This window comes from Thermoactinomyces sp. CICC 10522 (assembly GCF_016055075.1).
GTDB classification, from domain to species: domain Bacteria; phylum Bacillota; class Bacilli; order Thermoactinomycetales; family Thermoactinomycetaceae; genus Thermoactinomyces_A; species Thermoactinomyces_A daqus.
Genome location: NZ_JAECVY010000004.1, coordinates 14,177 through 29,629 on the forward strand (window position 1 = coordinate 14,177; position 15,453 = coordinate 29,629).

Annotated in this window: 14 protein-coding genes; all 14 read right to left on the minus strand. The window is 50.2% G+C overall.

Going from position 1 to position 15,453, the window contains the following annotated elements:
* Positions 1–18 precede the first annotated feature (18 nt).
* Positions 19–1,224 carry a bifunctional ornithine acetyltransferase/N-acetylglutamate synthase gene (argJ, locus tag I8U18_RS07785; RefSeq protein ID WP_033100537.1) on the minus strand — a complete coding sequence of 402 codons (1,206 nt, stop codon included), beginning with the start codon at positions 1,222–1,224 and terminating at the stop codon, positions 19–21.
* Positions 1,225–1,291: 67 nt separating this feature from the next.
* Positions 1,292–2,323 carry an N-acetyl-gamma-glutamyl-phosphate reductase gene (argC, locus tag I8U18_RS07790; RefSeq protein ID WP_198055521.1) on the minus strand — a complete coding sequence of 344 codons (1,032 nt, stop codon included), beginning with the start codon at positions 2,321–2,323 and terminating at the stop codon, positions 1,292–1,294.
* A 333-nt stretch (positions 2,324–2,656) separates the two neighbouring features.
* Complete coding sequence (locus tag I8U18_RS07795) at positions 2,657–2,980, minus strand: c-type cytochrome (protein WP_033100346.1); 324 nt, start codon at positions 2,978–2,980, stop codon at positions 2,657–2,659.
* 12 nt (positions 2,981–2,992) lie between these two features.
* A complete protein-coding gene (locus tag I8U18_RS07800) occupies positions 2,993–3,793 on the minus strand; it encodes a hypothetical protein (RefSeq protein ID WP_198064668.1) in 801 nt (266 codons plus the stop codon).
* A 65-nt stretch (positions 3,794–3,858) separates the two neighbouring features.
* Positions 3,859–4,647 carry an enoyl-CoA hydratase-related protein gene (locus I8U18_RS07805; protein WP_033100348.1) on the minus strand — a complete coding sequence of 263 codons (789 nt, stop codon included), beginning with the start codon at positions 4,645–4,647 and terminating at the stop codon, positions 3,859–3,861.
* Positions 4,648–4,683: 36 nt separating this feature from the next.
* A protein-coding gene (gene prfB, locus I8U18_RS07810; RefSeq protein WP_181735394.1) for a peptide chain release factor 2 occupies positions 4,684–5,794 on the minus strand; the annotation gives its coding sequence in 2 pieces (ribosomal slippage) (positions 4,684–5,721 and positions 5,723–5,794; 1,110 coding nt in all).
* A 100-nt stretch (positions 5,795–5,894) separates the two neighbouring features.
* Positions 5,895–8,438 carry a preprotein translocase subunit SecA gene (secA, locus tag I8U18_RS07815; RefSeq protein ID WP_198055523.1) on the minus strand — a complete coding sequence of 848 codons (2,544 nt, stop codon included), beginning with the start codon at positions 8,436–8,438 and terminating at the stop codon, positions 5,895–5,897.
* A gap of 135 nt (positions 8,439–8,573) precedes the next feature.
* The gene (locus tag I8U18_RS07820) at positions 8,574–9,794 is read right to left on the minus strand and encodes a glycosyltransferase family 4 protein (protein ID WP_033100350.1); all 1,221 of its coding nucleotides are present in this window, start codon (positions 9,792–9,794) and stop codon (positions 8,574–8,576) included.
* A gap of 245 nt (positions 9,795–10,039) precedes the next feature.
* Entirely contained in the window at positions 10,040–11,107 is a 1,068-nt protein-coding gene (wecB, locus tag I8U18_RS07825) for a non-hydrolyzing UDP-N-acetylglucosamine 2-epimerase (protein ID WP_198064669.1), read from the minus strand.
* A gap of 190 nt (positions 11,108–11,297) precedes the next feature.
* Entirely contained in the window at positions 11,298–11,861 is a 564-nt protein-coding gene (hpf, locus tag I8U18_RS07830; RefSeq protein ID WP_198055526.1) for a ribosome hibernation-promoting factor, HPF/YfiA family, read from the minus strand.
* A 250-nt stretch (positions 11,862–12,111) separates the two neighbouring features.
* The gene (locus tag I8U18_RS07835) at positions 12,112–12,309 is read right to left on the minus strand and encodes a cold shock domain-containing protein (RefSeq protein ID WP_033100539.1); all 198 of its coding nucleotides are present in this window, start codon (positions 12,307–12,309) and stop codon (positions 12,112–12,114) included.
* 215 nt (positions 12,310–12,524) lie between these two features.
* Positions 12,525–13,247 carry an amino acid ABC transporter ATP-binding protein gene (locus I8U18_RS07840; protein ID WP_198055527.1) on the minus strand — a complete coding sequence of 241 codons (723 nt, stop codon included), beginning with the start codon at positions 13,245–13,247 and terminating at the stop codon, positions 12,525–12,527.
* Positions 13,248–13,254: 7 nt separating this feature from the next.
* Complete coding sequence (locus I8U18_RS07845; protein ID WP_198064670.1) at positions 13,255–13,956, minus strand: amino acid ABC transporter permease; 702 nt, start codon at positions 13,954–13,956, stop codon at positions 13,255–13,257.
* A 310-nt stretch (positions 13,957–14,266) separates the two neighbouring features.
* Positions 14,267–15,040, minus strand: a complete 774-nt coding sequence (locus tag I8U18_RS07850) for a basic amino acid ABC transporter substrate-binding protein (protein WP_198055528.1) — start codon at positions 15,038–15,040, stop codon at positions 14,267–14,269.
* Between the last annotated feature and the right edge of the window lie 413 nt (positions 15,041–15,453).

Genomic DNA, 15,453 nt, shown 5'->3' on the forward strand with positions numbered 1-15,453 from the left:
CCTTCCGTTCCCTGCGGACTACGTGCGATAACTGGCGTTGATCCGGACATATTCATAGGTCAAATCGCATCCCCAGGCGGTCGCGCACCCATTTCCCTGATGCAGATCGAGGGTGATCCTCACCGTCTCTTTTTTGAGCTCCTTCTCCGCTTCCAACTCATCGAAGGGAAGAGGAAGTCCCTCACGCACAACCGGAATCTCTCCCAGACGCACTTCCACCGCGTCTGCATTCAGATCGGGCGCACCGTAACCGGCTGCACAAACGATCCGTCCCCAGTTGGCATCCGCGCCGTAGATGGCCGCTTTTACCAGATTGGAACCGACGACCGCCTTGGCCACTTTCCGCGCAGTCTCATCGGACCCGGCTCCCGCCACCTTCACTTCGATCAGCCGGGTCGCCCCTTCTCCGTCGCGCGCGATCATTTTGGCCAGCTCTTCACACACATAGGCAAATGCGGCACGAAACTGGTTCCACTCCGGATGATTGCGGCCGAGGGGCTGATTGCCGGCCAAATTGCTGGCCATCGTAATCACCATGTCATTGGTGCTGGTGTCACCGTCGACGGTGATCATATTAAAAGAGAGATCGGTCTCTTTCCACAAAAGGGATTGCAACACATCGGAGTCGATGACGGCATCGGTGGTGATAAAAGCGAGCATCGTGGCCATGTTCGGCTTGATCATCCCGGACCCTTTGGCCACACCGGCAATCCTGACGCACTTTCCGTCGATCTGAAGTTCTACCGCCACTTGTTTGGTGCACGTATCGGTTGTCAAGATCGCCTGGGCAAATTTGTCGTCCCCTTTTTGCAACCGGGGAACCAATTGATCCAGTCCCTGTTCCACCCGCTCCATCGGCAGGTATTCACCAATCACTCCGGTCGAGGCGACAGCAACGAAATGCTCGGGAATCCCCAGCAAATCGGCCGTCTTTTTCCTCATTTGATAAGCATCTTCCAACCCTTTTCGTCCCGTGCAGGCATTGGCGATCCCGCTGTTGACCACAATTGCCTGAATGCGCCGCCCGGCCCCGAGACTCTCCTGTGTCACTTTCAGCGGAGCTGCCTGAAAAGCGTTGGTCGTATAAACAGCGGCCACGGAGGCGGGCACTTCGCAAACAAGCAATCCCAAATCCGGGCGTTTCCGCTTGATGCCGGCATGCATTCCCGCAGCGACAAACCCGTTTGGAAATGTGATTTTTGCATCGGAAGCCACGGAAAACATCTGCTTCTGCACGCGCTCTTTGATTGTCTCCACTTCTCTTCTCCTCCTTTTCTCCTGGTCTTCTCTCTTACGGATACAGCGGAATCCCGGTCAGCCCGCTCTCCTCCGGCCAGCCGCAACGAAGATTGGCGTTTTGCACTGCCTGGCCGGCCGCCCCCTTCATCAGATTGTCAATGGCCGCCATCACAACAATGCTTCCCGTTCGCTCATCCACATGGAAGCCGATGTCACAGAAGTTGCTCCCCTGCACCGCCTTGGTCTCCGGCCAACCTTCTTTCAACACACGGACAAAAGGCCGGTTTTGGTAGGTCTCACAATACAAATCAAACAGATCCCGGTTTGTATAATTATTCAAGTTGGTTGCATAAAGGGTGATCAGAATTCCGCGATTCATCGGCACCAAATGGGGAACAAACCGGATGCGCACCGGTGAATCGGCACAGATTTCCGCAAAACGCTCCATTTCCGGCGTATGCTGATGACGGTCCGCTTTATACGGCCGGACATTTTCATTCACTTCGCAAAACAATGTCGCCAGCCCCGGCTTTCTCCCTGCCCCGGATACCCCGGATTTGCCGTCGATGATGACCATGGCCGGATCGATCACTTTTTCCTTCAGCAAAGGCAGAAGCGCCAACAGCGAAGCCGTGGGGTAACAACCCGGATTGGCGATCAACTGTGCTTCCGGCAGCCGGTCGCCAAACCACTCGCTCAGACCGTACACCGCTTTCTCCATCCAGGTACGGGGCGGGGCTTCTTTCCCATACCACGCTTCGTAAACCTCCGGCTCGCCCAGACGAAAATCCCCGGACAGGTCGACCACGATCACGTTCCGTTCCGCAAGGGCGGGAGCGTATTTGCCGCTGACGCCGGCGGGAGTGGCAAAAAAGACAAGATCGACTTGTTCCGCCAATTCATCCACATTCAATCCGGAAAAGGCATATCCCAAATGCCGCAAATGCGGAAACGCCTGATCCAGCGCTTCGCCCGTTTTTGAAGTTGAAATCAGTTTCGTCAGTTCAAAATGGGGGTGTGCCGCCAGCAGGCGGATCAACTCAACTCCTCCGTAGCCGGTGGAGCCAATCACTGCTGTTTTCAATTGATTGCACCTCTTTTTTTGGAACGACCTTTGCAAGTTATGTATCATTATACAATTATATTAATATTTATTCAACCATTCCATAAAAAAAGACCACCGTTTTTAGGTGGTACAACATGTATAAAGTCCGGTTGGTATTCTCTTTGCTCCCGGCTCCTTGATCGCAAAGGTCGGTGCAGAATATCACCGATCCCCTTCGACTGAAAAGCCGGCGTTCGGCCCCTGCCAGCCATCCCCGATCTCTTTCTTCTGTTTGCCGTCAGATTCGAAATTCAAAATACGATTGTGTATTTCAGGCAGATGGCCGGCCCGGGTCCCTCTTATGTGAAATCCTCATTTTTTCTGCGACAGCCATTCGGCCAGCTTTTCCCGTGCTTCCTTGGGCACTTGCGTTTGCGGCGGCATCTGCCCTTGCCCGTTTTCGATCACGTGCATAATCTGCTCTTTGCTTAATTTGCTGCCGATTTTCTGGAGGCTCGGGCCATATCCCCCTTGCAGGTTGCCGCCATGGCAGGCAGAACAGTTATTGGCGAACACTTCCTGCGGTGTATCCGCCGCACTGCTGCTTTGCTGTTGCTGTTCCTGTCCGGCGGTGCTGCATCCTGCCAGCAAGAGGGCTGCAGCTGCCCCTGTCGCCAAAAGGAATTTATATTTCACCCGACTCACCCTTTACTTGGAGAACCATTTTTTACCTGATTCCTGTTTGGAACGTGAGGAGCTTTTTTCTTTTTCATCCATCGCCGCAGCGATTTCGTCTGTCGTAAACATCTGTGTATCAATCAAGGTCGCTTTGCCGAGATCTTTGCTTTCCCGCCCGCGATCGGGTTTTAACAGGCTCCGCTTGTATAAACGGCGGTTTTCCAAAGAATCGCCCTTCTGTTCGGAATCGGCTTTCTGCGGCGCCATTGGTTTTTTCTTCTTGGGCGATTCCAGTTTGTCCGTTTCTTCTTCATGGTTCGCCTTGCGTGTTTTCGTCCGGATGGCAAAAGACTTTTCTTTGTCTTCAACCTGTTCGTAGAGCTTGTCCAGCTTCGGCTGTTCTTCGCTTTTTTCTTTTGACGCTGATTTTGACACAGAAGACAGACGGGAAGACCGGCTTCGTTCCACTTTCTCTTTCTCCGCTCTGTCTTCCCGTTTCCGATCCGGTTTGCTCTGCTTGCTCAGGACTTGGCTGTCACGCACAATGATTTCTTTATCTTCATCCGGCAGCGGCTCGGTTGGCCGTTCGCGCGGAATATACTGCTGCTTCTTCTTCATCTTCTCCCGTCTCAACGTGGAACGGCGCACTTGTTCAACGGAGATTTTCATATCTTCACTGCCCAAACTTCCTTCCGGAAACATCTGTTCCAGTTCTGCCACTTCCCGCTTTCGCTTTTTGCTGACAATCAAGCTGATCACGACAATCAGAATCAGGACGATTACCAGGGCGGCTACACCCGCAATCTGCGGATTTTCCATAATAAAATCCATCGACTTTTACCTCCTTTTCCCATTCTCCCCGACCAATGACGAGCAGGGAAACCAACTGCCGAACTCTATTTGCCCGTAAAGCGGGGAGGTCTTTTTTCCAAAAAAGCATCCATTCCTTCTGCCCGGTCATCGGTGTTGAAGGTCAACCCGAAATAAGAAGCCTCCAAATGAAGTCCGGCAGAAAGATCGGTTTCTGTTCCGATATCAATGGCTTTCTTTATATACCGAAGAGCAATCGGCGCTTTTTGCGCCAACTGTTTTGCCAATCGCTTCGCCTCGTCCAGAAGCTGATCGGCCGCAACCACTTTTTGCACCAAACCGAGGCGCGCGGCCTCCTGCGCATCGATCATCTCACCCGTCATGCACAGGTATTTCGCCGTTCCTGTGCCAACACGGCGGGCGAGACGCTGTGTCCCTCCATATCCGGGAATAACGCCCAAGTTGATTTCCGGCTGGCCAAAGCGAGCACGATCAGAAGCGAGGATGATATCACCGGCCATCGCCAATTCACATCCTCCACCCAAAGCATAGCCATTCACTGCCATAATCACCGGAATCGGCAAGCTTTCAATCCGGCTGAACAACCGTTGCCCGAATGCGGCCAGGCGCTCCGCTTCCGTAGCGGACGGGATCCGGCGCAGCTCCGTGATATCTGCTCCGGCGACAAATGCTTTCTCACCGCTGCCTGTCATAATTAAAACACGAATCTCCTCGTCCTGCTCAATCCAAGAAATGACAGCGTCCAGTTCCTCCAGCAATTCCCGGTTGAGCGCATTTAACACTTTCGGACGGTTAAATGTGACAAGTGCCCAGGCATCCCCTTTTTCCACTTGGACGTTTTTCCAATCGGACATGAACCGGTCACCCCTCTATTCTTTTTCAGGCTCTTTTTATCCTTTGTTCATCAACTTACGCAGATAAGCCTCAATAAACGGATCAAGTTCTCCATCCATCACCGCTTGCACATTTCCCGTTTCCGTCTGGGTGCGGTGATCCTTCACCATGCTGTACGGATGGAAAACATAGGAGCGAATCTGGTTGCCCCAGCCGATTTCGGTCTGCTCCCCTTTCAGGGCTTGCAGTTCCTTCTGCTGTTCTTCCATCTGGCGTTCATAAAGACGTGCCTTAAGGATTTTCATCGCACGCTCACGGTTCTTGATCTGCGAGCGTTCTGACTGGCAGGTCACGACGATCCCGGTTGGAATGTGGGTAATCCTTACCGCCGAATCGGTCGTGTTGACGTGCTGGCCGCCTGCCCCGCTCGAGCGATAGGTATCGATTTTCAGCTCATCGGGACGGATTTCGATTTCCACATCATTGTCAATCTCCGGCATCACATTGACAGAAACAAAGGAAGTATGCCGGCGGCCGGACGCATCGAACGGCGAGATGCGGACAAGCCGGTGCACCCCTTTTTCTGCCTTCAGATAGCCGTAAGCATTGATTCCCTTGATGAGCAGCGTGACACTTTTGATTCCCGCCTCTTCACCGGGCAGATAGTCCAGTGTTTCCACTTTGTACCCGCTTTTTTCCGCCCAGCGGACGTACATCCGGTGCAACATCTCCGCCCAATCCTGCGATTCCGTTCCCCCGGCCCCCGGATGCAGTTCCAGGATGGCCGAATTGCGATCATAAGGCCCGCTCAGCATCAGGGTGAGCTCAAAGGCGTCGATCTCCTTTTTCAGCTCACGCAATTCCCGCTCCAACTCTTCGCCCATCGCCTCATCTTCCCCTTCTTCGGCCAAGAGTTCGAGCATCAACTGCGCCTCTTCCTGCTTTTCCTCCAGTTTCTGCATCGTTTCTGTCAGCTCTTTGAGCTGTTTCATTTCATCAATCACTTTTTGGGCTTCTTCCTGATCATCCCAAAACGAAGGGGAAGCCATTTTCTCTTCCAGTGCAGTCAATCGTTCCTTTTTCTGATCGAGGTCAAAGAGACCCCCTGATATCCGCCAATTGCTTGGCTGTATTGGACAAATGCTGTTTCACTTCGCTCATTTCCACATCAATCACCTCATGCTCAAGTCTGTTCCTGAAACATTTTTATTATATATGAAAAAGAAAAAAACACTATCACCGAAAGAGGCAGGGTAAAGCCCCTGCCTCACCGGTTTGCTGGAACTGCTTTTTCGTTTTTTAAACAGCAGTTTTTATATTTCTTTCCACTTCCGCACGGACAGGGTTCATTGCGGCCCACTTTATCATTTCGGCGAATCGGCTGCTTTTTGGGCGCCTCTCCCTCTTCCGATCCCCCGGAATGCGCGACGGCATTGATGGCCACTTCTTCCCGCTCCAGCTCTTCTTCTTCACGGATCACGGACTTCATGACATACTTGATAACCTCTTCCTGAATCTCCTTCACCATTTCCTCAAACATGGCAAAGCCTTCGAATTGATAAGCCCGAAGCGGATTATCCTGGCCATAGGCCCGCAGGTGAATCCCCTGACGCAACTGCTCCATCGCATCGATGTGATCCATCCATTTGCGGTCGACAGTACGCAGGATAACAACTTTGGAGAATTCCTGCAACCGCTCGTTGCCCATTTCCTCTTTCTTCTCTTCATAATGGCGGACAACCTCGTCATAGATGAGTTCGATGATTTCCTTGGGCTCTTTGTTTTCCAGGTCTTCCTCATCAATGCGTCCTTCCGGAAGCAGATTTGATTCAACGTAATCGACGATCGCTTCCAGATCCCAATCTTCTTCCAGCTCTTCCGCGGTATGAATGCCCACGACATTTTCAATCGTCGATTTTGCCATGCCGAGAACGACATCTTTCAAATCATCGCTGGTCAGCACTTCCCGCCGTTGTTTATAAATAATTTCCCGCTGCTGATTCAAGACGTCGTCATATTGCAATACCCAGCGTCGGGCATCAAAGTTGTTGGCTTCCACCTTGCGCTGTGCGTTGGCCACCGCCTTGCTGAACATTTTTCCTTCAATCGGCTGATCATCCGGCAGTCCCAGACGCTCCAGCATGTTTTCCAGGTTCTCCGCCCCAAACCGGCGCATCAAATCATCGGACAAAGAGAGGAAGAACTGGGATGAACCGGGGTCTCCCTGCCGGCCGGAACGCCCGCGCAACTGGTTATCGATGCGGCGGCTTTCATGGCGTTCCGTTCCCAACACGTGCAACCCGCCAAGCTCGGCCACTCCTTCGCCGAGAACAATGTCCGTTCCCCGACCGGCCATGTTGGTGGCAATCGTCACCGCTCCCCGCTGTCCGGCCCGGGCAATGATTTCGGCTTCACGCGCATGGTTTTTCGCATTTAACACTTCGTGCGGAATTCCCCGTTTTTTGAGCGCTCGGGAAAGCCGTTCCGATTTTTCAATCGATACCGTCCCGACCAAAACGGGTTGCCCTTTTTCATGGCGTCGGGCGATTTCCTCGACGACTGCATTAAATTTGGCCTCTTCCGTCTTATACAGAACATCGGACAAATCCTTGCGGGCCATCGGGCGATTGGTGGGAATCGGATAAACGTCCATATTGTAGATTTTGCGGAATTCTTCTTCCTCTGTCTTGGCTGTCCCGGTCATCCCGGACAGTTTTTTGTACAGGCGGAAATAGTTTTGCAGCGTAATGGTGGCCAGAGTCATGCTCTCCCGCTGCACCTGCAAACCTTCCTTTGCCTCAATCGCCTGGTGCAAGCCGTCGCTGTACCGGCGTCCGTACATCAGGCGGCCGGTGAACTCGTCCACGATGACAACCCCGTCCTCATTGACCACATAATCTTCATCCCTTTTCATGAGGACATGGGCTTTCAGCGCCTGCTGCACATGATGGTTCAGCGTGATGTTGCGCATATCGTAGAGGTTATCCACACCGAGGAAACCCTCCACCTTTTTCACGCCGTCTTCGGTAAGCGCAACCTGTTTTGTCTTGATATCCACCGTATAATCTTCGTCTCTTTTCAAACGGCGAACCACTTTGTCGGCCGTATAATACAGATCTGTCGCTTTGTTGGCCTGACCGCTGATAATCAGTGGCGTCCGCGCTTCATCGATCAGGATGCTGTCCACTTCATCGATGATCGCATAGTTCAGTTCGCGCTGTGTCAATTGTTCGGGATAGAGCACCATGTTGTCACGCAGATAGTCAAAGCCGAACTCATTGTTCGTTCCAAACGTAATATCCGCCTGGTACGCGGCCCGTTTCTCATCCGGGCTCATCTGCGGCAGATTGAGTCCGACCGTAAGACCCAGGAATTCAAAAACCTGTCCCATCCATTCACGGTCCCGTTTGGCCAGGTAATCGTTGACGGTCACAATGTGCACGCCTTTGCCGGTGAGCGCATTGAGGTATGCCGGCAGGGTCGATACCAGCGTTTTCCCTTCCCCGGTTTTCATCTCGGCGATATCGCCTTGGTGCAGCACCATTCCCCCAACCAGTTGCACGCGGAAATGGCGCATGCCAAGCACCCGTTTCGCCGCCTCACGCACAACGGCAAACGCCTCCGGCAACAAATCGTCCAAGCTCTCTCCATTTTCCAGCCTATTCTTAAATTCATCCGTCTTTGCCCGGAGTTCTTCGTCGGAAAGAACCTGCATCGACGGCTCCAACGAATCGATCGTATCAGCAAGGGCAAAAAACTTCTTCAATTGCCTCTCTTGCGGATCAAGCAATTTTCGAAGGGCTTGCAACACCTTCATCATCTCCTACCTAAGCTGGATTTATATGAAACAAGAGATTCTTGTATGATCTCGATGAATATAAAAGCCCACATTAATTAGTTTATCAAATTTCGTCCGTTTTTTCACTTTTTACGCCTGGAAAAGCGTTTAGCGGCGCACCAGCTTTTGCAGGATCGTATAAAAACGGTGTGCTAATTTCTTGCGATCCCCTTCGCGATCGATATAATCGCGTCCGTTCTTTTTAATCTCTTCGCGCTCCTCCTGTGAATACGAACGCACGGTTTTAATGGCTTCAGCCAATCCTTCCGGATTCTCCGCCCCGGCGAAGAGCCCGACCCGGTTTTTCTCGACGATTTCACGCACTTCTCCGTCAACCGTGGTCACAATCGGCAATCCGATAAAGGTGTAATCAAACAGTTTGTTGGGCCGGGCACCGCGGAACACTTCATTGTCAGCCAGGGAGATAATCCCCACGTCGGCGGCTTGCGTATAATCGAAAATCTCTGCTTTTGGAACAGGATCGAGCAGATAAACATTATCCAGCCCTTTTTCGCGCTTCAGCCTGATCAGCTTCTCCTTTTCCGGGCCGTCACCGATCAGTACGATGGAAATGCCCGGATCGAGATAGCGGCCCGCTTCCACCACGTATTGCAAGGCATTTGCCGGCCCGTGCGCCCCCGTATAAATGGCCACAAAATCGTCTTCAGGCACTCCCATTTTCCGGCGGAACTCTGCCCGCTTGGACGGGTCCGGCTTCCAGGAGCTGACGACGATCCCATTGGGAATCAGCTCGATTTTATCCGGATCAATGCCCTTATCAGCAATAAATTTGCGCTGATGTTCGGTCAGCACGATGATTTTATCCGCTTTCCGGTAGAGAAACAATTCCATCCAAGTGAGCAGTTTGATGACGTGTTTGTTGTTCAGGCCGCCCATTTTAATGAGCGAATCAGGCCACAGATCCCGAACCTCGAGAACGAACGGACACCGCTTTAACGCTGCCAGCATCCATCCGGAAAATGCGGTAAACAGATGAGGCGAAGAAGCGATTAACACATCGGGTCTCCGTTTGAACAATCCGGCCAGAAAAAAGATGGCGGCAAAGCTCCCCATATTGATGATCCGTTTGAAATCGTTGGTTTTATGGGGATAGGACCAAAGCCAGTTCAGATTCAGTCCCGGAACCTTGTCGAGGGCGTTTTTTTCCTCTGCGGTGACGAAGGTGCGGCGAGGATGGACAAATTTGGAGAGAAACAGCGTGACATCCGCTTTTTCTTCCGTCGCCCACTCCCGCGCCAATTCATAGTGGCGGGTAATCCCGGCGATATTGGGAGGAACCGCATAATGATTCGCTAACCAAATTCTCAACTTCTTCACTTCCTTACTTCTGGACAATCCATTTAAATTCATTTTATGAGATCGCTATAAACTTCAGCCGTGTTGACTTCTTCTATTCCTGCAAATACAGCACTTGCTTGTAACATTCCGGTTACTATATTACATTAACATGAAACAAAAAACGGTCAATGTAATATTAGTGAAATCTTTCGGATATTCTTTTTCCAAAAAAAGGCCGGCGGCCCGGTCAAAAATGGGGCCCCGGCCTGCTCCGGTCAGCCAAGGTCTTTCAGAAGTTGATCTGTGATTTTCTCCGATGCCCGCCCGTCGCCGAACACGTCTTTCATCCTGGTAAAATCAACGGTGAAATTGTCCACTGCATCAAGAATCTTCGATTGATCCGCCCCAACAAGGAGGTTGGCACCCAGCTCAACCGTTTCTGTCCACTCCGTTTCGTCACGCATGGTAATGCACGGAACTTTGGCAAAAAACGCTTCCTTCTGCACTCCGCCGGAATCGGTCAGTATTTTTTTGGCATTGACCTCCAGCTGCAGCATATCCAGATAGCCGACAGGTTCGATCAATTTGACGTTCGGATTGGTAATGGCAAGGCCCATTGGTGCCATTTTGCCCTTCGTCCTGGGATGAAGCGGAAGGACTGCCGGCAGCGGAAGTTCGTTGAGCGCTGAAATGATTTGCGACAAACGGGCCGGATCGTCGGTATTTTCCGCTCGGTGAAGGGTGATCAGGATATATTCCCCGGTCTTTATGTTCAGTTCTTTCAATATGCCGGACTTTTCATTCGCCAATCTGCTGTTGTACTGCACCGCATCCAGCATCACATCGCCAACCAGGTGAACTCCCCGGCGGATGCCTTCGGTGGCAAGATGGTTGACTGCCGTTTGCGTCGGGCAGAAGAGCCACTCAGATACATGGTCGGTGAGAATCCGGTTGATCTCTTCCGGCATCCGTTTGTTGAAACTGCGCAGACCCGCTTCGACGTGTGCGACGGGAACATGAAGCTTGCTGGCCGCGAGCGCTCCCGCCAAAGTCGAGTTGGTATCCCCGTAGACGAGCAAACAATCCGGTTTTTCTTTCAGAATCACTTCCTCGATCCGGGACAGCATCTCCCCTGTCTGCGCGCCATGGGATTTTGAACCGACATGCAGATGATAATCGGGAACCGGAATATGGAGTTCGGAAAAAAAGACATCCGACATTGATTTATCGTAATGTTGACCCGTATGTACCAATATCTCATCCGCTTGTTTGCGAATCGCGCGGGAAACCGGAGCCGCTTTGATAAATTGCGGTCTTGCTCCAACCACTGTCAATATTTTCATCTTGTTAAACCCCCTGCACCTTTCCTGTTCACCAGGAGACCTGATCTATATACGAAGTTATCATACCACAGGCAAGCCTCCCTGCAATAAAAATCGCCGATTCTTCACGGGAACTCCATCAAAAAAGAGTTGGGGGCTTTTCCCCAACTCCCTTCTTAGACCCTGACAGGGTGAATTTTCCGTATTTGAATCACTCCGGTTCAATCAAACCATATTTGCCGTCCTTGCGGCGATAGATCACGTTGATCAGGTTTGTGTCAGCATTGGTAAATACGAAGAAGTTATGACCCAGCATGTCCATTTGCAAAATCGCTTCTTCCGTCCCCATCGGTTTCAGGTTAAACCGTTTGGTCCGGACCACTTTCAGGTCATTTTCTTCCTCGGTCACTGCCGTGGCAGCCGTTTCATTGTATGCGCTTTCTTTCCAGTTGTTGCGGAAGCTTGCATCCTGGCGAGATTTACGATTCACTCGGGTTTTATACTTGCGAATCTGTCTCTCCAATTTTTCAACTACCAAGTCGACCGATGCGTACATGTCCTCGCTCGATTCCTCCGCGCGGCAAAGCAAGCCCGGATACGGAATCGTCACTTCGACTTTGTGCTGATCCTTGATTACACTCATGGCAACGTGAGCTTCTGCTTCCTGATTCGGAGAGGAATCGAAATACTTTTCGAGCCGCCCGAGTTTTCGTGCAGCAAAGTCTTTGAGCGCATCAGTCACTTGGAAATTGTTCCCACGGATGACATATCTCATAGAGAATCCTCCTTCCGCTTTGTACTCTATCTATTCCCTCATTTAAAAAAAATTCCTCCTCTTTTTTTTACAAACTTCGATAAAAAATTACACCAAAAATTACCATAATTTTTACCAGGATAATCCGGATTAAAAACCCGGCAATCTGAGAGGGTGACACGATCCGGACCGCATGCATTTTCACACTTTCAGCAAAAATGAAAGCTCCCCAGGTCCAAGATCCGGGGAGCGTTTTTTTCGGTTTGGAATGTTACTTTTTCACAACGTTCGCAGCCTGTGGTCCACGCGAACCTTCCACGATTTCAAATTCAACCTCTTGTCCTTCTTCCAATGTTTTGAAACCTTCCATTTGAATCGCAGAGTAGTGAACGAAAACGTCTTCTCCGCCTTCGCGCTCAATAAACCCGTAACCTTTTTCCGCGTTGAACCACTTGACTTTGCCTTGCATGCAAACACAGTCCCTTCTTAAATTCAGATAATGGTCGGCATAAGAAACGCTCATGCCGGGAAAAATAGAACAGCATTGCCGCTGAAACAGCAACAAGCTTCCTGAAAGGAAATACCGTCCAAACCTTCTGTTTAACGAGTTTTCACTCGTATCACAGTTTTAAGTGTTTTCACACTCTGTGAGAATTATACCAAAAACCCGGCCAAAAGTCATCCCTACAACACCTTGCTTAAAAATGATTTGAGCCGTTCATGGCGAGGCTGTTCAAAAATTTGCTCCGGTGTTCCCTCTTCCAGAATTTTTCCGTCATCCATAAACAGAACGCGATCACCCGCCTCCCGAGCAAATCCCATCTCATGCGTGACGACGACCATGGTCATCCCTTCCCCCGCCAACTGTTTCATGACATCCAGCACTTCCTTGACCATCTCCGGATCAAGGGCGGAAGTCGGCTCGTCAAACAGCATCAGTTTCGGCTCCATCGCCAATGCCCGCGCGATGGCCACTCTCTGCTTCTGGCCGCCGGAAAGCTCTCCGGGATAAGCGTCCGCCTTCTCCTCTAACCCCACTTTCTCCAGCAGAGCCAGGGCCTTTTTCTCCGCCTCGGCTTTCTCCATCTTGCGAACGTGAATCGGCGCCAATGTGATATTATCCAGTACCTTTTTGTGAGGAAACAGTTCAAACTGCTGAAAAACCATTCCCACATCCGTGCGAACCCGATTGATATCCGTCTTTGGATCGGTCAAATCGAACCCGTTGACCACGATCCGCCCCGAACTGACCCGTTCCAGCAGATTCAGGCATCGCAAAAACGTGCTTTTCCCCGAACCGCTGGGCCCGATCACACAGACCACTTCTCTCTCCTGAATTTGTACATTGATCTCTTTTAACACATGATGGTCGCCAAAATATTTATTCAGATTTTCTACTGTGATCACTGGACAATCATCCCTTCTTGCTGCTCGTATTAAACCGTTTTTCCAAGTGGAAGACAATGCGGGAGAGAATCAGGGTCAGGACGAGATACATCACACCGGCCGCGATATACGGCGACCAGCGCACAAATGTGTTTTTCGCTGTGACAAATGCTGCATAGGTAATATCATTGACCGCGATGACCGTAACCAGGGACGTATCCTTTAACAGTGCAATAAACTCGTTTCCGAGCGGTGGCAGCATCCGTTTGACCGCCTGAGGCAGGATCACCAGGCGCATCGCCTGGTCATAGGTCATCCCCAGTGAACGCGCTGCTTCCATTTGCCCTTTTTCGATGGAAAGAATTCCGCCGCGAAAAATTTCCGAGATGTAAGCCCCGGCATTCATCGACAAGGCAACGAAAGCGGAAACCATGGCATCCGGCGTCTCCAAGCCGAGAATATCTTCAAACAACGTCGGCAACACGGCAAAATGAATGGTAAGAATCTGCAGGAAAAGAGGTGTTCCCCGAAACAAATCGACATAAAGCTTCGCTGGTATGACCAGCCACTTTTTTCCCGAAATCTGCATAAAACCCAAAATGAGTCCGATCAAAAGCCCGATGCATATGGCAACCACAGTCAATTCGATTGTGGTCACAACACCTCGGATAAACAAATCTTTGTACTGGACAATGACTGACCAATCGAGTTCGTTCAAAAGTTGATCCATTGTTATCCACAAACCCCTTTATCTGCAAATCATTGTTTTTCGAGTTATTCACAAAGTTATCCACATTATCCACAACATCCACAACCCAGGGATATACACAATTTGTCCACTATTTATCCACAAGTTATCCACAGAAAATGGACAAGGGGTGTGTTAATGCATTCATATTTAATGAATTCTTTATTTTGCACTTGTTTCCATTTTTATATAAAAATTTGTTGCCAGGTAAGATCGCTGGTTCCCCTGACCTTCCCGAGCCCTGACGGTCGGCCAGGAGTTCCCAACCGACAAAAGATGCGAGCGTTTCGAATCATTGTTGCGGTTCCGTCCCGAAATATTTTTGATAAATCTTGTCATACGTTCCGTTCGCTTTTACTTTTTTCAATCCGTCGTTCAGCTTTTGCAGCAGGGCCTGGTTGCCTTTGTGCACGGCAATCCCGTACTGTTCCGTCTTGATTGAAGGATCTTCAACAATCTTGTATTTGCCTTGGCCCAGCTTTTTGATATATTCCATGATCACGGCGTTATCGACGACCACCGCATCCAGTCGCCCGAGCTCCAGATCATGAACGGCAGACGGAATATCATCATATCCCTTGAGCCCGGAATAGGTTTTGCCGAACATCTCCTGCACAACCTGTTCTCCGGTTGTGGCCGTTTGCACTCCGATCCGTTTTCCGTTCAACTGTTTCAGCGATGATACATGGGAAGAGGTCGGTACCAGAATCAATTGTTTGGCATCGAAATAAGGAATGCTGAAATCATATTTTTTCTTGCGGTCAGGCGTAATGGTGATCGCCGCCATCCCGGCATCGAGCTTCCCGCGGGAAACGCCGTCAAGCATCTGGTCCCAGCCGTAATGTTTAAAATTGATCTTCAGGTTTTCTTCCTTGGCGATGGCCTGAATCAGATCGGCATCAAACCCGGTAATCTTCCCGTCCCCCTCCAATTTTTCAAATGGCGGAAACTCCGCATTCGTCCCGATCTGAATCACACTGTTATCCGTATTTTTATTCGCGCACCCGGTCAGGACAAAGGAAACGGCGACCACGGACGCGAGCAACATGCCAAGCCACTTCTTCATGTTTTTTCTCTCCTTTCAACTTTTCACCATTACCGGAATAAAAATCATCATTTCTCATTATGATGTAATTATTATAAGTATAAATGTATATTTATTCAATTCGTTTTTATTTACCAGATTTCGGGAGATCCCATCCTCATCCGTCAGATCCAGGCAAAATTACTTTGCCAAAGGAGAATAACCGGAATATTTTTAGAAAATTTTGTCATGAGTGCCGTTAAATTTGATCTCTTTCGGCAATTGTATGCTCCCTTTTTTACAATCCCGTAATATCGCATCTTAAAGGAAGGGAATGATCCCGATTTGTACACATAACCTCTCTCTTATTACCTTAAATTTCAAAAAATATGAGTACAAACTATTATTAAGTTTTAGATTTATTATAAAACAATGTCAGTATTAAATGCAATTCA